We start from the raw sequence: 14409 nt of genomic DNA on the forward strand, positions 1-14409 counted from the left end.
GCCCCCGCCCTCACATGTGCGGCGGCGGCACGAGCGTGAAGTCGCCCGCCGTGGACGGCGTTTCGGTGCGCCAGCCCCGGGCGAGCGCCGCCCGGCCGAAGCGCGGGCACCCCAGGTACGCGAAGGCCGCGGGCGCGTTCGGCACCAGTCCGGAGACGAGGACCCGGGCCACCCGCAGCGGGGTCTCGGCGACGTCCTCCGTCGTCAGGTCGGCCGTCAGGACGCGGTGCCCGCCCTCCGCCAGGCGCCGGTGCAGCAGGTCCCGGCCGCCGTGCGCCACCGCCGTGACCGGCACGGTGCCCAGCGCGGGGCGGGTGAACCGTTCCGCCAGCGGCGCCGTCCGGGGGTCGAGCCACACCTGCACATGCGCGCCCAGATCCCGGACGGCGGCGAAGTCGGGCCCGCAGTCGTCGAGATAGCGGCGGTCGGCCCGGTGGTCGAGGTAGAGGCCCCGGGCCAGCATGCCCGCCTCGATCGCGCGGAAGACCCAGCCGTCGGCGTCCACCGCGCCCTGGGTGAACACCCAGGTGTGCACGGCCTCCAGGACCGCCTTGCGGACCGCGTCCGCCGGGTCGTACCGGCAGGCGAAGCCGGCCGCGTGGATGCCGCGTTCCCGGTCGTGGACGAGCGCGGCCATGCAGGGCGCGAACTCCGAGGGCATCTCGACGACCGAGACCTCCAGGGCGCAGCCGTCCAGGTCGTGGGCGAGGCCGGGGACGGAGTCGACGTCGATGCCCCGGGTGGGGCCGTCGAGATGCCACCACAGTTCCAGGGCGTCCCGCTCGACGATCTCCAGCAGCCCGCGCTCGGTGGCGTCGTCCAGTCCCTGACCGGTGGCGATGCCCGCGTAGTTGAGGTGGTGGGTGCGGGGCAGTTCGCGCAACTCGCCCTGCCGCCAGTTGAGATGGGTGAGTGCGACCGGCGCCCACACCTCCCGGCCCTCCCCCGCCACCCGGACACGGACACCGACCTCCCGGACGGGCGTCCAGAGGGCCGGGGTGTCGGGGGTGAGCGGGCGGTAGGGGAAGCCGGGGCGGGCGTACTGCCAGTCGGCGTAGGCGGGGAGTTCGCCCGGCCCGTACACCTCGTGGCCCTCGGCGGTGAGTTCGGCGGCCGTGGCGCGGCGGGGCGCGCCGGGGGTGCCGGGCGGGGCCAGCCGGTTGCCGCAGTACCGTTCCACCGCCTCGGCGACGGCGGCGACGCGGGCGCCGTCCGGGTCGCCGAAGGTCGTGCCCAGGGACACCCGGTCGGCGGGCCACGCCCCGAACCGGCGGGCGTCCGCCACATCGGCGGTCATCGCCGTGTAGCGCGGCGGCGCGCCGGACGGGTGCGGGACGGGGGCGACGGCGCGGATCAGCCCGCAGACGGGGTCGACGAGCGCGTCGAGTGGGAGCGGGCCGGTCATGTGCAGGTCTCCTGTACGGGGTCGGCCGGGCTGCGCCGGGCGGCGACCGGCAGCACCAGGGCGCTGCCGGTCTCGCGCACGGCGCGCCGGGACGGGTCGAGCCGGGTGGCGCGCACCGGGTCCGCGCCGGTGTGCGGGTTGCGGGCGTGGGCGGGGAAGTGGTGTCCGGCGACCTCGACGCGCAGCCGGGTGCCGGCGGGCAGCCGGCGGGCGGTGAGGCCGAGCGGGACGCGGAACCGGGCCTCGGCGGACGGCGGGTCGTGGCGGCGGACGATCCCGGTGGCGAGGTGGCCGGCGCGGCCGTCCGGGTCGAGGGCGACCAGGCGCACGGCCCAGTCGGCACTCGGCGTGGACGCGGTGGCGCGCAGCCGGACGTACGGGGTGCCGACGACATCGAGCGGGCGGTCCAGCGGGGGCGTGACCAGCACGGTCCGGTCGGGCGCCGGGGCGGGCGGCCCGCCGTCCGTACCGCCGGTGGGCACGTCGAGGGTGTCGCTGCGCACGGGTGCGGCCGGGTCGGCGGTGAACTCCGCGCCGTGCAGCGTCCGGAGACCGGCGGGGCGGCCGGATTCCCAGACACGGTCATGGACGCGCACCTCCGCCGGGCACCAGTGCCCGGCGCCGCCCAGGGCGACGGCACCGCGCCGGCCGGGGCCGAGGGTGCCGCGGAGCGCGGCCCGGGCCCAACGCACGTACAGCTCACCGAGGTTGAGCCGGTGTCCGGCCGTCGCGCCGGGCGCGGGGTCGGCGGTCAGGCCGTGTCCCCAGGGGCCGACGAGCAGCCGCGCCGGGCCGTGCCAGTCCCGCCAGAGGCGCAGGGCGTCGTCGGCGAAGGGGTCGTGGGTGCCGCCGACGACGAGGAGGGGCGGGGCGCTCGCACCCGTCACCGCGGCGGGGCGGGGCGTGTCCCACAGCCGGGGCCAGGAGGGGAGGTCGCGTCCGAGGCGACGGGGGAGGTCGATCAGCGGCAGGTGTTCCAGCAGCCGGGGGTCGGCGGCCAGGGCGCGGGCGAGGGCGTGCTCGTCCGCGTCGGGCCGGTCGCCGTGCGCGGCCCACCAGCCGGCGCGGGCGTAGAGGCGTTCGGGGCCGGTGGGTTCGCGTCCGGTCTCGGCGAGGCCCAGCGCGGGCACGGCGGCGATCACGGCGTCGGGACGGTCGGAGGCCGGAGTCCCGGCTCCGGGCCCGGTCGTCGCGGTGGCGAGGGCGCAGTGGGCGGCGTAGGAGGCGCCGACGGCGACCACGCGGCCGTCCGACCAGGGCTGTTCGCGCACCCGGCGCAGGGTGGCTGCGCTGTCGGCGGCCTCGTCGCGGTAGGGGTGCCAGTCGCCGCCCGAGCCGTACCGGCCGCGGACGTCCTGCACGACGGCCGCGAAGCCGCGCGCGGCCCAGGCGGCCGCCTCGGCACGGTGGTTGCGGCGGTCGTACGGGGTGCGCAGGACGACGGCGGGGAACGGCCCGGGCCCGGCGGGCAGCCGCACCTCGGTGGCGAGCGGCACACCGTCCGCGGTGACGACGCGCAGCGCCTCGGGCGCGGTGACGACGCGCAGCGCCTCGGGCGCGGGGTGCGGCCCCGGGAGCGCGGTGGCCGGGGCCGCCGGCGGCGCCGTCCCGTTCGGGCTCATCGGCGTATGGGCGCGACCTCGGGCACGGGCAGCACGGTGTGCTCCGTGACCGTGAGGTCGCGCAGGTCGATCCGTCGCAGGATGCGTGCGCCGCCACCGGTACCGTCGCCCGCCGCCCACTCCAGGAGCGCGGCGGTCAGCAGCGCGGCGGTGAGGGCGGCGGAGGCGGCCCCGTGGCGCGGCCCGGTGTCCTCGGTGCGCGATCCGGCCCAGTAGGCGTCGAGTTCACGGTGTGCGGGCGTCGCGGCGAGGCGGCGCAGGCGGACATGGTGGGCGGTGACGTCGCCGGGGCGGACGGCCAGGGGCTCGATCCAGGCGGTGGCGCCCTCCCGGTGGCAGCGGAGCCAGGCGACGCCGTGGTCGGGCAGCCGGTCGGCCGCGTCCCACGCGCCGGGCGGGACGGGGGCGTCGAGGCACCACACGACGGCGGTGCCGGGCCCGGCCGCGGCCGCCGCGCCCGCCACATCCGCCTCCCGGGCGAAGCGCGCGTCGCCGCCCTCGTCGCGGAGGAGGTGGAGCAGCGGGGCCGTGAGAACGGGGTCGCCGACGACCAGGACCGTTCGCCCGGCGAGACGGGGCGGACCGGCCACGGGCCCGGGCGCTGACACGGAACCGGACGCGGCACCGGGCTCCGCGAGGTAGCCGGCGTCGGCGAACGCCTCGGTGAGCGCGCCGAGTCCGGGGGCTTCGGCGGTGTCCCAGGTGAGGCCGAGCGCGTCCGCGGGGACGTCCCCGGTGTCGACGCGCAGGAACTCCCCGTCGGGGGTGCGGACGGCGAGGCCCCGGCCGGGGACGGTGACGAGGGCGACGCCGGGGGCGAGCCGGGCGATGGGCACGGTGGTCTCTCCTGGGATTCCGGTGGGACTCCGGCACGGCTGCCGAAGGGACGCGGGATGACGCGGGAACGGGACGGGCCCGCCCGGACGGCTGTCCGGGCGGGCCCTCGGGACTTACTTGTCGCCGTCGGCGGCGGTGTCCGCGGCGTCCTCGAAGGGGTTCTCGACGAGGGCGTTGGAGTGGGTGGCCGACAGGTGGGCGAGCTGGCCCTGCTCGGCGATCGGGCTGAACACCTTGTGCTGCTCCATGAGTTGGACCTCCGTCAGTTCGGATGGATGGTTGCGTCCCGCCGGCGGACCGGCGGCACACACCCAGACTCTAATGAATATGATTTTCATTTCGCAAGTGGCTGAGTGTCCGGCATCGGGTGATCCGGGTAACACACCGGCCAGCCGCCCTCCGGATCCCGGCCCACCCGGCCCGCGACACCGAGGACTTCGGCGAGCAGACGGGGCGTCACCACCTCCTCGGGCGGACCGTCGGCGGCCACGACGCCGTCCCGCAGCGCCACGATCCGGTCGGCGTAGCGGGCCGCGTGCCCGAGGTCGTGCAGCACCATCACGACGGTCAGCCCGCGTTCCTCGCGCAGCCGGGCGACGGTGGCCATGACCTCCAGCTGGTGCCGGAGGTCGAGGTAGGTCGTGGGCTCGTCGAGGAGCAGCAGCCGGGTGTCCTGCGCGAGAGCCATGGCCAGGCGCACCCGCTGCCGTTCACCCCCGGAGAGCGAGTCGACGGGCCGCGACGCCCACTCCGCCACCCCGACGTCCGCCATGGCGCGGGCGCACACGGTGTCGTCGCCGTCGCGCAGCATCCCCAGCGGGCCCCGGGCGGCGTAGCGGCCCTGGCGGACGAGCTGGCGCACCGTCATGCCCGGTACGGGCGGGGCGGACTGGTGGAGCAGCGCGACCCGGCGGGCGGCGGCCCGCCGGGAAAGACGGGCGAGGTCGTCCCCTTCCAGGACCACCCGGCCGGCGGCGGGGCGCAGGAGCCCGGCGCAGAGCCGCAGCAGGGTGCTCTTGCCGCAGCCGTTGAGCCCGACGAGGGCGACGGACTCGCCCGCGTCGATCCCCAGGTCGACGCCGCGCAGCACCTCCCGTCCCGGGTAGCCGAACCGCAGCCCCTGAACGCGCAGGGTGCCGGCGCCGGGGCCGGGACGGGCGTCAGCGCCGGGGCGGGCGTCGGCGCCGGGGCGGGCGTTGACGCACGGGCGGGCACCCGTGCCCGGGCCGGGTGTTTCGGGGTGCTCCGGGGGTGCGGGCGAGGCCGGTGAGGGGGGTGGTGCGGGTACGGCGGTCACGGGTCGTCTCCAGGTCTCGGGGAGCGTGTGGTCGGGGGACGGGTCGGCGCGGCCGGTCATGACAGGGTCCGCCCGCGCCGCGCGACGACGAGCAGCAGCGCCGCGCCGACCAGCGTCGTGAGCGCGCCCGTCGGGACGCTGAGCCGGTCCATCGCGAGGGCGTCCGCCAGCGCGCGGGAGACCCACTGGGCCCCGGCGTCCGCCCCGCAGACCACCAAGGCCCCGATCAGGGCGGCCCCGGGGAGCGCGCGGCGCAGGTCGGCGCCGAACACGGCGAACGCCAGATGCGGCACCAGCAGCCCGACGAAGCCCAGCGCACCCACCGCGGACACGGCCCCGGCGGTCAGCGCGACCGCGCACACCAGCGCGGCGCCGCGGGCCCGGCCGGTCGCGAGCCCGGCGGCGGCCGCCTGTTCGTCGCCGCAGCGCAGCAGGGTGAGCGGCACGGCGAGGGCGCAGGCGGCGAGCCCCCAGACGGCGGCCCAGGGCCAGAGCAGGTTCCAGTGCGCCCACACCCGGCCCTCGGTGGAGCCCACCAACCACTGGACGACGCTGCCCAGTTCACCCGGTGCGACGAGCAGCACCATCGCGGTGAGCCCGGACAGCACGGCGGACACCAGGACGCCGTGGACGGCGGTGCGTTCCGGGTCGGACTGCTCGCGCCCGGCCAGCAGCCACAGCAGCCCGGCGCCCGCGAAACCGCCCGCGCAGGCGGCGGCGACCACGGCGGCCGGGGACTGCCAGCCGGCGACGCCGAGGCCGGTGGCCGCGACCGCGCCGAGCACGGCGCCCGGTGTCACACCGGTGACCTCGGGACCGGCGAGGGGGTTGCGCAGCGCGGACTGGAGGACGATGCCGGCGAGCCCCAGACTCGCGCCGGCCGCGAGCGCGACCAGGGCGCGGGGCAATCGGAGTTGGAAGACGATATGGCGGGAGTCCGCCGGGCCGTCGCCGGTGAGGACCCCCCAGACCTCGGCGGGGCCGAGCGACCGCCCGGCGACGAGGTCGGCGCAGGCGACGGCGAGCACCGCGAGCGCGAGCGGCACCAGGAGCAGGCCACGGCGGTCGGCCGCGCGGGGGCGGGGCGCGGCGGCGGGCTGCGGGGAGGCGGCCTGCGCGGTGGCGCGCGTGGGGGCGGGCACCCCTTGGGGAGAGCAGTGCTCCGGACTGGTATCAGTGCTCACGTAATTGTCCACCTCTCTGCTGCGAGATCACCGCTCGCTCGCCGGATCACCGCTCCCGAACCGAAGCACTGCTCACGCGGCGAATCACCGTTCACTTCCCGGAGCACCGCTCCCGTTCTGGACCGCCGCTCCCGCACCGGATCGCTGCACACTCGCCGGAGCACCGCTCCCGCACGCGAGCACCGCTCGCCCGCCCGAACACCGCTCACGTCCCGGATCACCGCTCCCCCGCCCGGGTCTTCAACAGGGCCACCCCCGCCGGCACGCCCAGCAACGCCGTCCAGGCCCCGACCGGCGTCTCCACCGGCGCCAGGGCCAGCCGCGCCGGCAGGTCCGCGCAGGCCACGACGACCGCGCCCCACACCGCCGCCCACGGCAGCCACCCCACCGCGTCGGAGTCCGGCCGCAGTCGGCGCGCGAGCGCGGGCGCGAGGAAGCCGACCCAGGCGACCGGCCCGCACACCGCCACCACCGGGGCGATCAGCACCACCACGATGGCGAGCGCCGCGAGCCGGGCCCGCCGGACACGGACGCCGAGGGCCCGCGCGTCGTCGTCGCCGAGCCGCAGCACGGAGAGGACCGGCGCGCAGAGCACCAGGGCGGGCACCGCGGCGGCGAGCCACGGCCAGAGGCCGTGCACATCGGGCCAGGTGCGGGCGGACAGACTGCCCAGCAGATAGCGGTAGATGAGCTGGAGGTCGAGTTGGTCGGCCAGGACCATCAGGACCAGCAGCGCCGCCTGCAGGGCGGCCGCCACCGCGGCCCCCGTGAGCAGCACCGCCGCCGGGCTGCGCCCGAACCCCGCCGCCAGCAGCGTCAGTACGCCCCCGATCGCCGCGCCGCCGATGGCGAGCAGCGGCTGGACGGCGAGCGGTACGGACACGGCGAGGACCAGGGGCGCGGCCACGCCGAGGGCCGCGCCGGAGGAGACGCCGAGGAGTTCGGGGACGGCGAGCGGGTTGCGCAGGGCCTCCTGGAGGACGAGCCCCGCCGCGCCCAGACAGGCCCCGGCGACGAGGGCCAGCACCAGCCGGGGCAGGCGCAGTTCGGTGACCACGACCCCGGCGATACCCTCGCCGCCGATCACCCCGGGCAGCTCCCACGGGGGCACGACCGGAGTGCCGAGACAGAGCGCGCCCAGCACCGCGACCACGAGCAGCCCGCCCGCGACGAGGGCCTGCCCCGTACGGCCCGGGCCGGTCCGGGCCGGCCCGGCACCCCGCTCGCGCCCGACCTCCCGGCCGCGCCCACCTGCCCGGCCGCGCCCGCCGACCCGCGCGGCCAGGCCCCCGGCACCGCCGACACCCCCGGGCGGCCGCCCGGCGCCCCGGCCGAGGCCGAGCCGCCCGGCGTCTCCCCGCCCCCTCAACGGAGTTCGGCCGTCGCCTCGTCGAGGACGATGCCGAGCGAGCGCGTCCCCCGCCCCTTGGCCCAGACCTCGGAGTCGACCTCGAAGACCTTCTTGTTCTTCACGGCGGGGATCTGCGCCCAGAGCGGGTTCTTCGCCAGCTTGTCGGAGAGCTTCTCCTCCGCCGGGCCGCCGAACGACAGCGTCTCCACGAACAGGACGTCCACGTCCCGGGCGAGGATCTCCTCCATGCTGTACGAGCCCTCGACCCCGCGGCTCTTCCAGGGATAGTCGGCGATCTTCGGGAACAGACCGGCGGCGACGTCGTTGCCGGGGGTGGCGACGCCGAAGTTCTCGTCGCTGCCGAAGATGACGAGCGCGGTCCGCGGGCTGCGCCGGGACTCCGCGCCGGCGAGCTTGGTGCGGAAGGCGCGTTCCGCCTTCTCGCCCTCCCCGGTGCGACCGGTCAGCGCGGCGAGGTCCCGCAGATAGCCCACGCTGTCCTGCCAGTTGCCGGGCTGCACCGGCCAGAAGACGGTCGCCCCCTTGAGCGCGGGAGCCAGCTTGCCGTGGGTGTCCTCCAGACCGATGACCAGGTCGGGCTTGTGGGACAGGATCGCCTCGGCCTCGGGGCTGAGGAAGCCGCCGGGCACCACGGGGATGCGGGCGGCCTCCTCCTTGCCGAGGAAGCGGGGGTGCGCGAGGAGCGCCGAGTTGGTGGCGACGGGCTTCATGCCGAGTTCCGCCAGCATGTCGTCGCAGAGGGCGACCAGGCAGACGATCCTGGCCGGCGGCCGCTCGGTCGCGACCTCCACGCCCCGGGTGTCGGTGATCGAGCGGGCGGCGGATATGGGGTCCACGGAGACCTCGGTACGGGACTCGGGCCGGTCGCCCTTGCCCGCCTCGCTCCCGGACTCGGTGGCGGTGGCTCCGCAGCCGGTGAGCAGGGTTCCCATGACGGCGGCGGCCGCCCATCGTCGGACGGTGATCAGGGCACGGCGGGACATCGCGTTCTTCTCTCTCTTTCGCAGCTTCTCTTCGCAGCTTCTCTTCACTGCTTCTTCTGGCTGCTTCTTCTGGCTGTGTTTCGTTCGCACAGAGTTCCACATGATAATCATTATCAACAAGCCCGCCGACCCCCTCCCCCGGAGCCCGCCATGCCCGCACCGCAGCCCATCTCCGCCCCGCCCCGGCTCCTCGTCGCCGACCAGGTCGCCGGGAACGTCCGGGTGCTGGACCTCCCCGACGGCCGGGAGCGCGGTCTCGTCGAGGGCCGTCATCTCGCCGAGCACGCGGGCTTCCTGGCCCTGCCCGGGGGCCGGGCCGCGTTCGTGGACGAGGCGGCGGGCGAACTCGTCGTCCTCGACGTCTACGGCCCGGACCACGGCCGCCCGCTGGTGGAGACGACCGTGCCGGTGGCCGTCCCGGCCGAGCACCTGGCCGTCGACCCGACCGGCCGGCTGGTCGCCGTGACCACGGGGCTGGGCCGCAACTGGGAGCCGTGGAGCGACCTGTTGACGGCCGTCGACCTCGCCGCCCCGCCCGGCCACCCCCGCGCGGTCCGGGTCCGCACCCGGACCGGCGAACCGGGCGTCACCATCCTCGGCCCCCACCTCGAAACGGGACCGGGGCCCGGACAGGACACCCCCGCCCCCGACACCCCGGGCACGCCCAACACCCCCAACACCCCCGACATCCCCGGCGCCCTCGTCGTCCTCCGCCACCGCGAACCCGGCTCCTTCGCCGTCTACCGCCACGCCGAGCTGATGGCCTCCGCGCCCTCCTGCCCGCCCGCCGTCCCGGCCGCCGTGCTGCCGCTGCCCGACGACGACGCGCACGGCGACGCCCACGACCCGCGTACCGGACGGCTGTTCGCCGCCGCGGGCTCCGGGGTGCACCGCCTCCGCCGCGACCATCGCGCGGAGGGCGGCCTGACCGCCGAGGCCCCGCTGCCGTGGGGCGGCCCGGGGCGTGGCTACTACCTGCGGCTGGACCCGGTACGCCGGCTGCTGTGGTCCTGCGTACGGGGCGGGCCGGCGGACCCGGGCCGCTGGCCGGAGTGGACCAACGACGCCTGGTGGCACGACCTGGACGCGCCGTCCGGCGTCCCGCCCCGCACCGGCCGCGTCCCGCTCGGCCCCGGGCTCGTCTTCCGGCTCGGGGTCGCCGCGCACCATGTCGCGTACGCACGCGTCCACCCGGACGGCGACGAACTCGTGCTGCTCGCTGCGCATTCCGGCGTACCCCGTGTCTCCGCGCGGGTCGCGCTGCCCCCGATGGACGAGGCACCCCGGGCCGGGGGCACCCCGTGGGACGGTGTGCAGCGCCGGGCGATCGCCGCGTCACCCGGTTCGCCGCTCGTGGCGGTCACCCGTGGGGGTCATGGTGAGATCCACCTGATTGACGCCGTCCGGGCCTCGGCGGGCGGGGTGGGCACGGCCGTCCTGACCGTGCCCACCCCGCTCAACGACGGGGGTCACCTCGCCCTGATCACCCCCGGCGACGGCTCCGAGGCGGATCCGGTCGGCCGCTGAAAGTTTGTGAACGAATTCACTCGACCTCTTGGCCGCGCACGCCGATCCATGCTGAGATGCCGTCCTACTCAACAGCTCACTCAACAGCTCAATGGCGTGCTCGGGGAGGGCAAGTGGCGCATACCGCCATGTCTGGTTCCGGAACCACAGCAGGTGACGATCCCCTCCAGACCGCGGTATGGCGGCTGCGCTCGCGCGGCTGTTGGACCGACGCGGCGGCGCTGCTCACCTCCCGGGCCGCCGAGCCCGCGGTGGCCCTGGAGCGGGCCGGACTCCTCGTCGAGCGCTGCCTGTTCACCTGCGACGGGTGGGCCGAGGCCGAGGACGCGCTGCGCACGGCCGAGGCGGTGGCCGGTGACGACGAGGAGCGCGGCGGGGCCGCGAGCGAACGCGGCAGGCTGGCGTACGCGGCGACCCGGCTGGGTGTGCGGGACCGTGCCGACGAGGCGCGCTCCGCCCTCGGCCGGGCGGCGGCCCTCCTCGCGCCGACCTCGCCCCGGCGGCCGCTGCTCGACTTCCGGCGCGGTCTGGTCGCGGAGCACATCGCGGACTCCCCGCAGGCGGCACGCGCGGCCTACGAGCGGGCGCACGCGGGCGCGAGCGCCCAGGAGGACCCGCTGCTGCTCTCCTTCACCTGGCAGCAGCTCGCCGGGATCGCCCTGCGCGAGGGCGAGGTGGCGGCAGCCCGCAACGGCTTCGCGGAGTGCCTGCGTCTGCGCGAGGAACTCGGCTATCTGATCGGGACCGCGCCGGCGCTCGCCGGGCTCGCCGACTGCGAGGAGGAACCGGAGGCGGGCCGGCTGCGGGCCGAGGCGCGGCGCCTGTTCCGGCTGCTCGGCGGGGTGCCGGTGTGGCTGGGCTCCCAGCTCTCGGCGGGTGTCCCGGCCCAGCCCTCCCCCGTCGGAACGACCGCCCCCGACGCAACGGCGGCCCCCACCGGAACGACCGCCCCCGACGCAACGGCGGCCCCCGCCGGAACGACCGCCCCCGAGCCCACCGCGCCCGCCGCGCCGTGAGGAGCCGCCGCAGGGAGGGCGACGTCCCGGAACCGCGGACCCGGTGGGACGAGGTCACGACCGGTCTGTGGATGGGCGGCCATGTCTGGACGGACGGCGCCCGCAGGCACCAGGACGTCGTGGTGGGGCGGGAGTTCGACCTCGTCGTCAGTCTGTGGACGCGGAACGGGCACGGCCCGGCGCCCGGTGTGGAGCACCATGTCGCGCCGATCCCGGACGACTGGCTGACCGCGGCCGAGATCGACAGCGTGCGGCGGCTGGCGGTGGTCGCCGCGGACGCGGTGCGCGCGGGCCGGAAGGTCCTGGTGCGCTGCTACTCCGGCTACAACCGGTCCGGCCTGGTCGCGGCGCAGGCCCTGATCGAGCTGGGCCACGACAACGAGGGCGCCATCGACCGGGTGCGGCTGAGGCGTTCACCGTGGGCGCTGCACAACCCGGCGTTCGAGCAGTACCTGTTGACCGGGCTGGACGTCGCGTCCCTGCTGTCCGGCCTCGAACCCCCGCCGCCGTGAGCCGCTGTGACCGACCCGCAGGGGTGACCGCGGCCGCCCCGGGGGCGTGACCGCCGGACCGGACCGTCAGAAGAGGAACGGCAGGACGCGGCTCGGGGAGATCAGCGCCAGCAGGAAGCCGACCGCGACCGCGATCCAGATGAACAGCCATACGCCGTTCATCCGCACCCGGGTCCGGCCGGGCGCGCTCCAGGCGCGCCAGGCGTCCGGCTCGGCGCGCTCACGGCGGCCGCGCCGGGTGAGCCGGCGGAGCCGGCCCCGGCGCCGGGCGGCCAGTTCGTCCGCCTGCTTGAACCGTTCGGCGACCATGCGTGCCCGCGCGGACGGCTCCTTGGGGGCGTCGAGCCGGGCGGGGCCCTCGCTCTCGGCCTGGAAGCGCACCCACTCCTCCTCGGAGAACGACGTGCGGGGCTCCTCGCCGGACCGGTCGCCGGTGGTCATATGGGCCCCCTGTGCTGCGGGTGGTGCGGTGGACGACTCGTCCATTCAGGGTAGTCGACCCATGGCCAGGGTGTCGCCGAACGTGATCACTTCGTGCCCCCGCGCGCACGGTTCAGCCCGCTTCGCCTACGAGCCGGCGCATACGGTCCGGTCGGTCCGGTTCGGCCGGAGCCGGACCAGGGTCTCGTCCGTCCCCACGACCAGGCTCCCGTCCGGGGTGACGGCGACGGCGCGGACGGCGGGCCCGGGCCGGAAGCCGAGCGGCACGGCGCCCGGCCGGTGCAGTTCGGCGAGCCCGTCGGCCCAGGCGACGGCGTACGCGGTGCCGGACTGCGGCCCGGATCCCGCGTCGGCCTCCGCCGCGTGCAGCGCCGCGACCGGGAAGGACCGCCGGGTCAGCGGCGCGCCGGAGTCCGTCCGCCCCGGGCGCCAGCGGCGGACGGTGCCGTCCGCTCCCCCGCTGACGACGACGGGCGCGGCGGCGCCCGTCGCGGCCAGGGCGGTGACCCGGCCCGCGTGCAGGGCCGCCTGGTGGAGTCCGGCCGGGCCGAAGGCGTGCACGCTGCCGGTGCGGTCGCCCACCAGGACCGAACCGGCGGCCGCGGCGAGCGCGGTCCCCGGATGCGCGACGAGGGTGGCGGCGACGGCGTCGGTCAGCGCGGTGCCGGGGCCGTGGACGCGCAGCCGCCCGCGTTCGTCGAGCAGCAGGAGCGCGCCGTTCCCGGCCACGGCGAGGGCGCGAATCCGGGCACCGGTGGCGACGGTGACGGGCCGGCGCGCGTCCAGTCCGCGCACCGTGCCGGCCCGGTCCGCGACGAGCAGCCGCCCGGCGAGGACACCGAGCGCGGCGACGGGCACGGGGCCCGCGCCCGCGTCGGCCGGGGTCACGGTCCAGGGGGCGCCCGACGACAGCGTGGTGAGCGCGGCGCGCACGGCCGGGTCGGCGCCGGCGGGGAGGGCGGCGAGCAGCGCGAGGGCGCGCAGGGGCGGCGGCGCGTCCTCGCGGATCAGCGCCTGCCCGGCGCGCAGCCACGCGGTGCGCAGCCCGCCGTGGTCCTCGCCGTCCGCCGTGTGCTCGTACGCGGCGGTGACCGCGTACGCGTCGGCGCGGATCACGGCCGCGGGGTCGGACAGGTCCGCGGGCCCGGGCCGTACAGCGGTGCGGGTGAGGGCGAGCCCGGCGTGACCGAAGTCCCGTAGCAGGCAGTCGAGTTCGGCGATGTCGTCCGGGTCGTACCCGGGCAGGGCGCCCCGGACCGGGCCGGGCGGGGGAGGCGGACCGGCGAGCAGGGCGGCACGCAGCTCGGCGGGTGTTCCGGCGGCCGCCCCGAGCCGGTTGGCCACCGTCCAGACTGCCGCGCGCACCCGTCAGACGTCCGCCCCGGCGAAGTGCTCGCGCACCAGTGACTGGACGACCGTCAGGTCCCGGGCGATCAGCGCCTCCAGCAGGGCCATGTGCTCGGCGGCGTCCGCGACCAGGACGGCCCGGTCGGGAACGGCGCTCGCGGGCCGGGCCCCGGCCACGGCGGACAGCGGCCACTGGGAACGGCGGTGCAGATCGTCGGCGACGGCGAGCAGCTGATCGTTCCCGGCCAGGGCGAGTACGGCGTGGTGGAAGGCCCGGTCGGAGTCGGCGTAACTCGCGCGGTCGCCGCGCGCCGCCGCGACGACGGTCGCCTCCGCGAGGGGGCGCAGGGCGGTCCAGCGGTCGGCGGGGACGGTGCGGGCGAGCCGCAGCATGACGGGCACCTCGATCAGGGCCCGCACCTCGGCGAGCTCGGCCAGCTCGCGGCCGGTGCGCACGCACACACGGAAGCCGCGGTTCGGCACGACCTCGACCGCGCCCTCGACGGCGAGCTGCTGCATCGCCTCGCGCACGGGCGTGGCGGAGACGCCGTAGCGCTCGCCGAGCGCGGGAGCGGAGTAGACGGTGCCGGGCTCCAGCTCCCCGTCGACGAGCGCGGTCCGCAGCGCCTGAAGCACCTGCTCCCGCACGGAATGCCGCCGCACGACCCGCGGCCGGGGCGGCGCACCGGGCGCGGGCACGTCACCCGGTGCGGCGGGCAGGGACCACGCGTCCCCCGCCCCGGCGACGGTCGGCCCCGCCCCGGCGGCCGGGCGAGGCTCGGCAGGGTCGTCCTGCGCCCGACGGGGCGCGGCAACGCCCTCGGCGCCGCGCACGGTGGCCGGGCGCGGTTCGGCGCCGCCGCCGC

Annotated in this window: 13 protein-coding genes and 1 pseudogene; 3 read left to right on the forward strand and 11 right to left on the reverse strand. The window is 77.2% G+C overall.

Features of this window, described 5'->3' with window-relative positions; genetic code table 11:
* Positions 1 to 10 precede the first annotated feature (10 nt).
* The 8 genes and pseudogenes from ABZ457_RS23670 to ABZ457_RS23705 all read right to left on the reverse strand — a co-directional run bounded on the left by ABZ457_RS23670 (position 11) and on the right by ABZ457_RS23705 (position 8700).
* Complete coding sequence (locus tag ABZ457_RS23670; RefSeq protein ID WP_359160499.1) at positions 11 to 1405, reverse strand: YcaO-like family protein; 1395 nt, start codon at positions 1403 to 1405, stop codon at positions 11 to 13.
* Complete coding sequence (locus ABZ457_RS23675; protein WP_359160502.1) at positions 1402 to 3027, reverse strand: CocE/NonD family hydrolase; 1626 nt, start codon at positions 3025 to 3027, stop codon at positions 1402 to 1404. The genes ABZ457_RS23670 and ABZ457_RS23675 overlap by 4 nt, the downstream gene beginning before the upstream one ends.
* The gene (locus ABZ457_RS23680; RefSeq protein ID WP_359160505.1) at positions 3024 to 3863 is read right to left on the reverse strand and encodes a hypothetical protein; all 840 of its coding nucleotides are present in this window, start codon (positions 3861 to 3863) and stop codon (positions 3024 to 3026) included. The genes ABZ457_RS23675 and ABZ457_RS23680 overlap by 4 nt, the downstream gene beginning before the upstream one ends.
* A gap of 114 nt (positions 3864 to 3977) precedes the next feature.
* Positions 3978 to 4112 (reverse strand): streptamidine family RiPP, encoded by a 135-nt coding sequence (gene amiA / locus ABZ457_RS23685; RefSeq protein ID WP_018847811.1) that lies wholly within the window; start codon positions 4110 to 4112, stop codon positions 3978 to 3980.
* 70 nt (positions 4113 to 4182) lie between these two features.
* Positions 4183 to 4996, reverse strand: a pseudogene (locus ABZ457_RS23690) (ABC transporter ATP-binding protein).
* 221 nt (positions 4997 to 5217) lie between these two features.
* On the reverse strand, positions 5218 to 6216 hold the full coding sequence (locus ABZ457_RS23695) for an iron ABC transporter permease (RefSeq protein WP_359160554.1): 999 nt from the start codon (positions 6214 to 6216) through the stop codon (positions 5218 to 5220).
* 346 nt (positions 6217 to 6562) lie between these two features.
* On the reverse strand, positions 6563 to 7504 hold the full coding sequence (locus tag ABZ457_RS23700; protein ID WP_359160557.1) for an iron ABC transporter permease: 942 nt from the start codon (positions 7502 to 7504) through the stop codon (positions 6563 to 6565).
* A gap of 206 nt (positions 7505 to 7710) precedes the next feature.
* Positions 7711 to 8700, reverse strand: a complete 990-nt coding sequence (locus tag ABZ457_RS23705) for an ABC transporter substrate-binding protein (RefSeq protein ID WP_359160509.1) — start codon at positions 8698 to 8700, stop codon at positions 7711 to 7713.
* 150 nt (positions 8701 to 8850) lie between these two features.
* Between ABZ457_RS23705 and ABZ457_RS23710 the strand changes: the two genes are divergently transcribed.
* The 3 genes from ABZ457_RS23710 (at position 8851) to ABZ457_RS23720 (ending at position 11755) form a co-directional block, all read left to right on the forward strand.
* Positions 8851 to 10227 carry a hypothetical protein gene (locus tag ABZ457_RS23710; protein WP_359160512.1) on the forward strand — a complete coding sequence of 459 codons (1377 nt, stop codon included), beginning with the start codon at positions 8851 to 8853 and terminating at the stop codon, positions 10225 to 10227.
* Between the two features lie 128 nt (positions 10228 to 10355).
* Complete coding sequence (locus tag ABZ457_RS23715; protein ID WP_359160515.1) at positions 10356 to 11243, forward strand: hypothetical protein; 888 nt, start codon at positions 10356 to 10358, stop codon at positions 11241 to 11243.
* Positions 11240 to 11755, forward strand: a complete 516-nt coding sequence (locus ABZ457_RS23720; RefSeq protein ID WP_359160518.1) for a protein phosphatase — start codon at positions 11240 to 11242, stop codon at positions 11753 to 11755. The genes ABZ457_RS23715 and ABZ457_RS23720 overlap by 4 nt, the downstream gene beginning before the upstream one ends.
* Before the next feature lie 66 nt (positions 11756 to 11821).
* On the opposite strand, the gene ABZ457_RS23725 is transcribed toward ABZ457_RS23720, so the two are convergent.
* The 3 genes from ABZ457_RS23725 to ABZ457_RS23735 all read right to left on the reverse strand — a co-directional run bounded on the left by ABZ457_RS23725 (position 11822) and on the right by ABZ457_RS23735 (position 14377).
* A complete protein-coding gene (locus tag ABZ457_RS23725; protein ID WP_359160521.1) occupies positions 11822 to 12241 on the reverse strand; it encodes a hypothetical protein in 420 nt (139 codons plus the stop codon).
* An 81-nt stretch (positions 12242 to 12322) separates the two neighbouring features.
* Positions 12323 to 13561, reverse strand: a complete 1239-nt coding sequence (locus ABZ457_RS23730) for a hypothetical protein (RefSeq protein ID WP_359160524.1) — start codon at positions 13559 to 13561, stop codon at positions 12323 to 12325.
* A gap of 3 nt (positions 13562 to 13564) precedes the next feature.
* On the reverse strand, positions 13565 to 14377 hold the full coding sequence (locus tag ABZ457_RS23735; protein ID WP_359160560.1) for a GntR family transcriptional regulator: 813 nt from the start codon (positions 14375 to 14377) through the stop codon (positions 13565 to 13567).
* Positions 14378 to 14409 lie beyond the last annotated feature (32 nt).

The organism is Streptomyces sp. NPDC005805, from assembly GCF_040630445.1.
Taxonomy (GTDB): Bacteria; Actinomycetota; Actinomycetes; order Streptomycetales; family Streptomycetaceae; genus Streptomyces.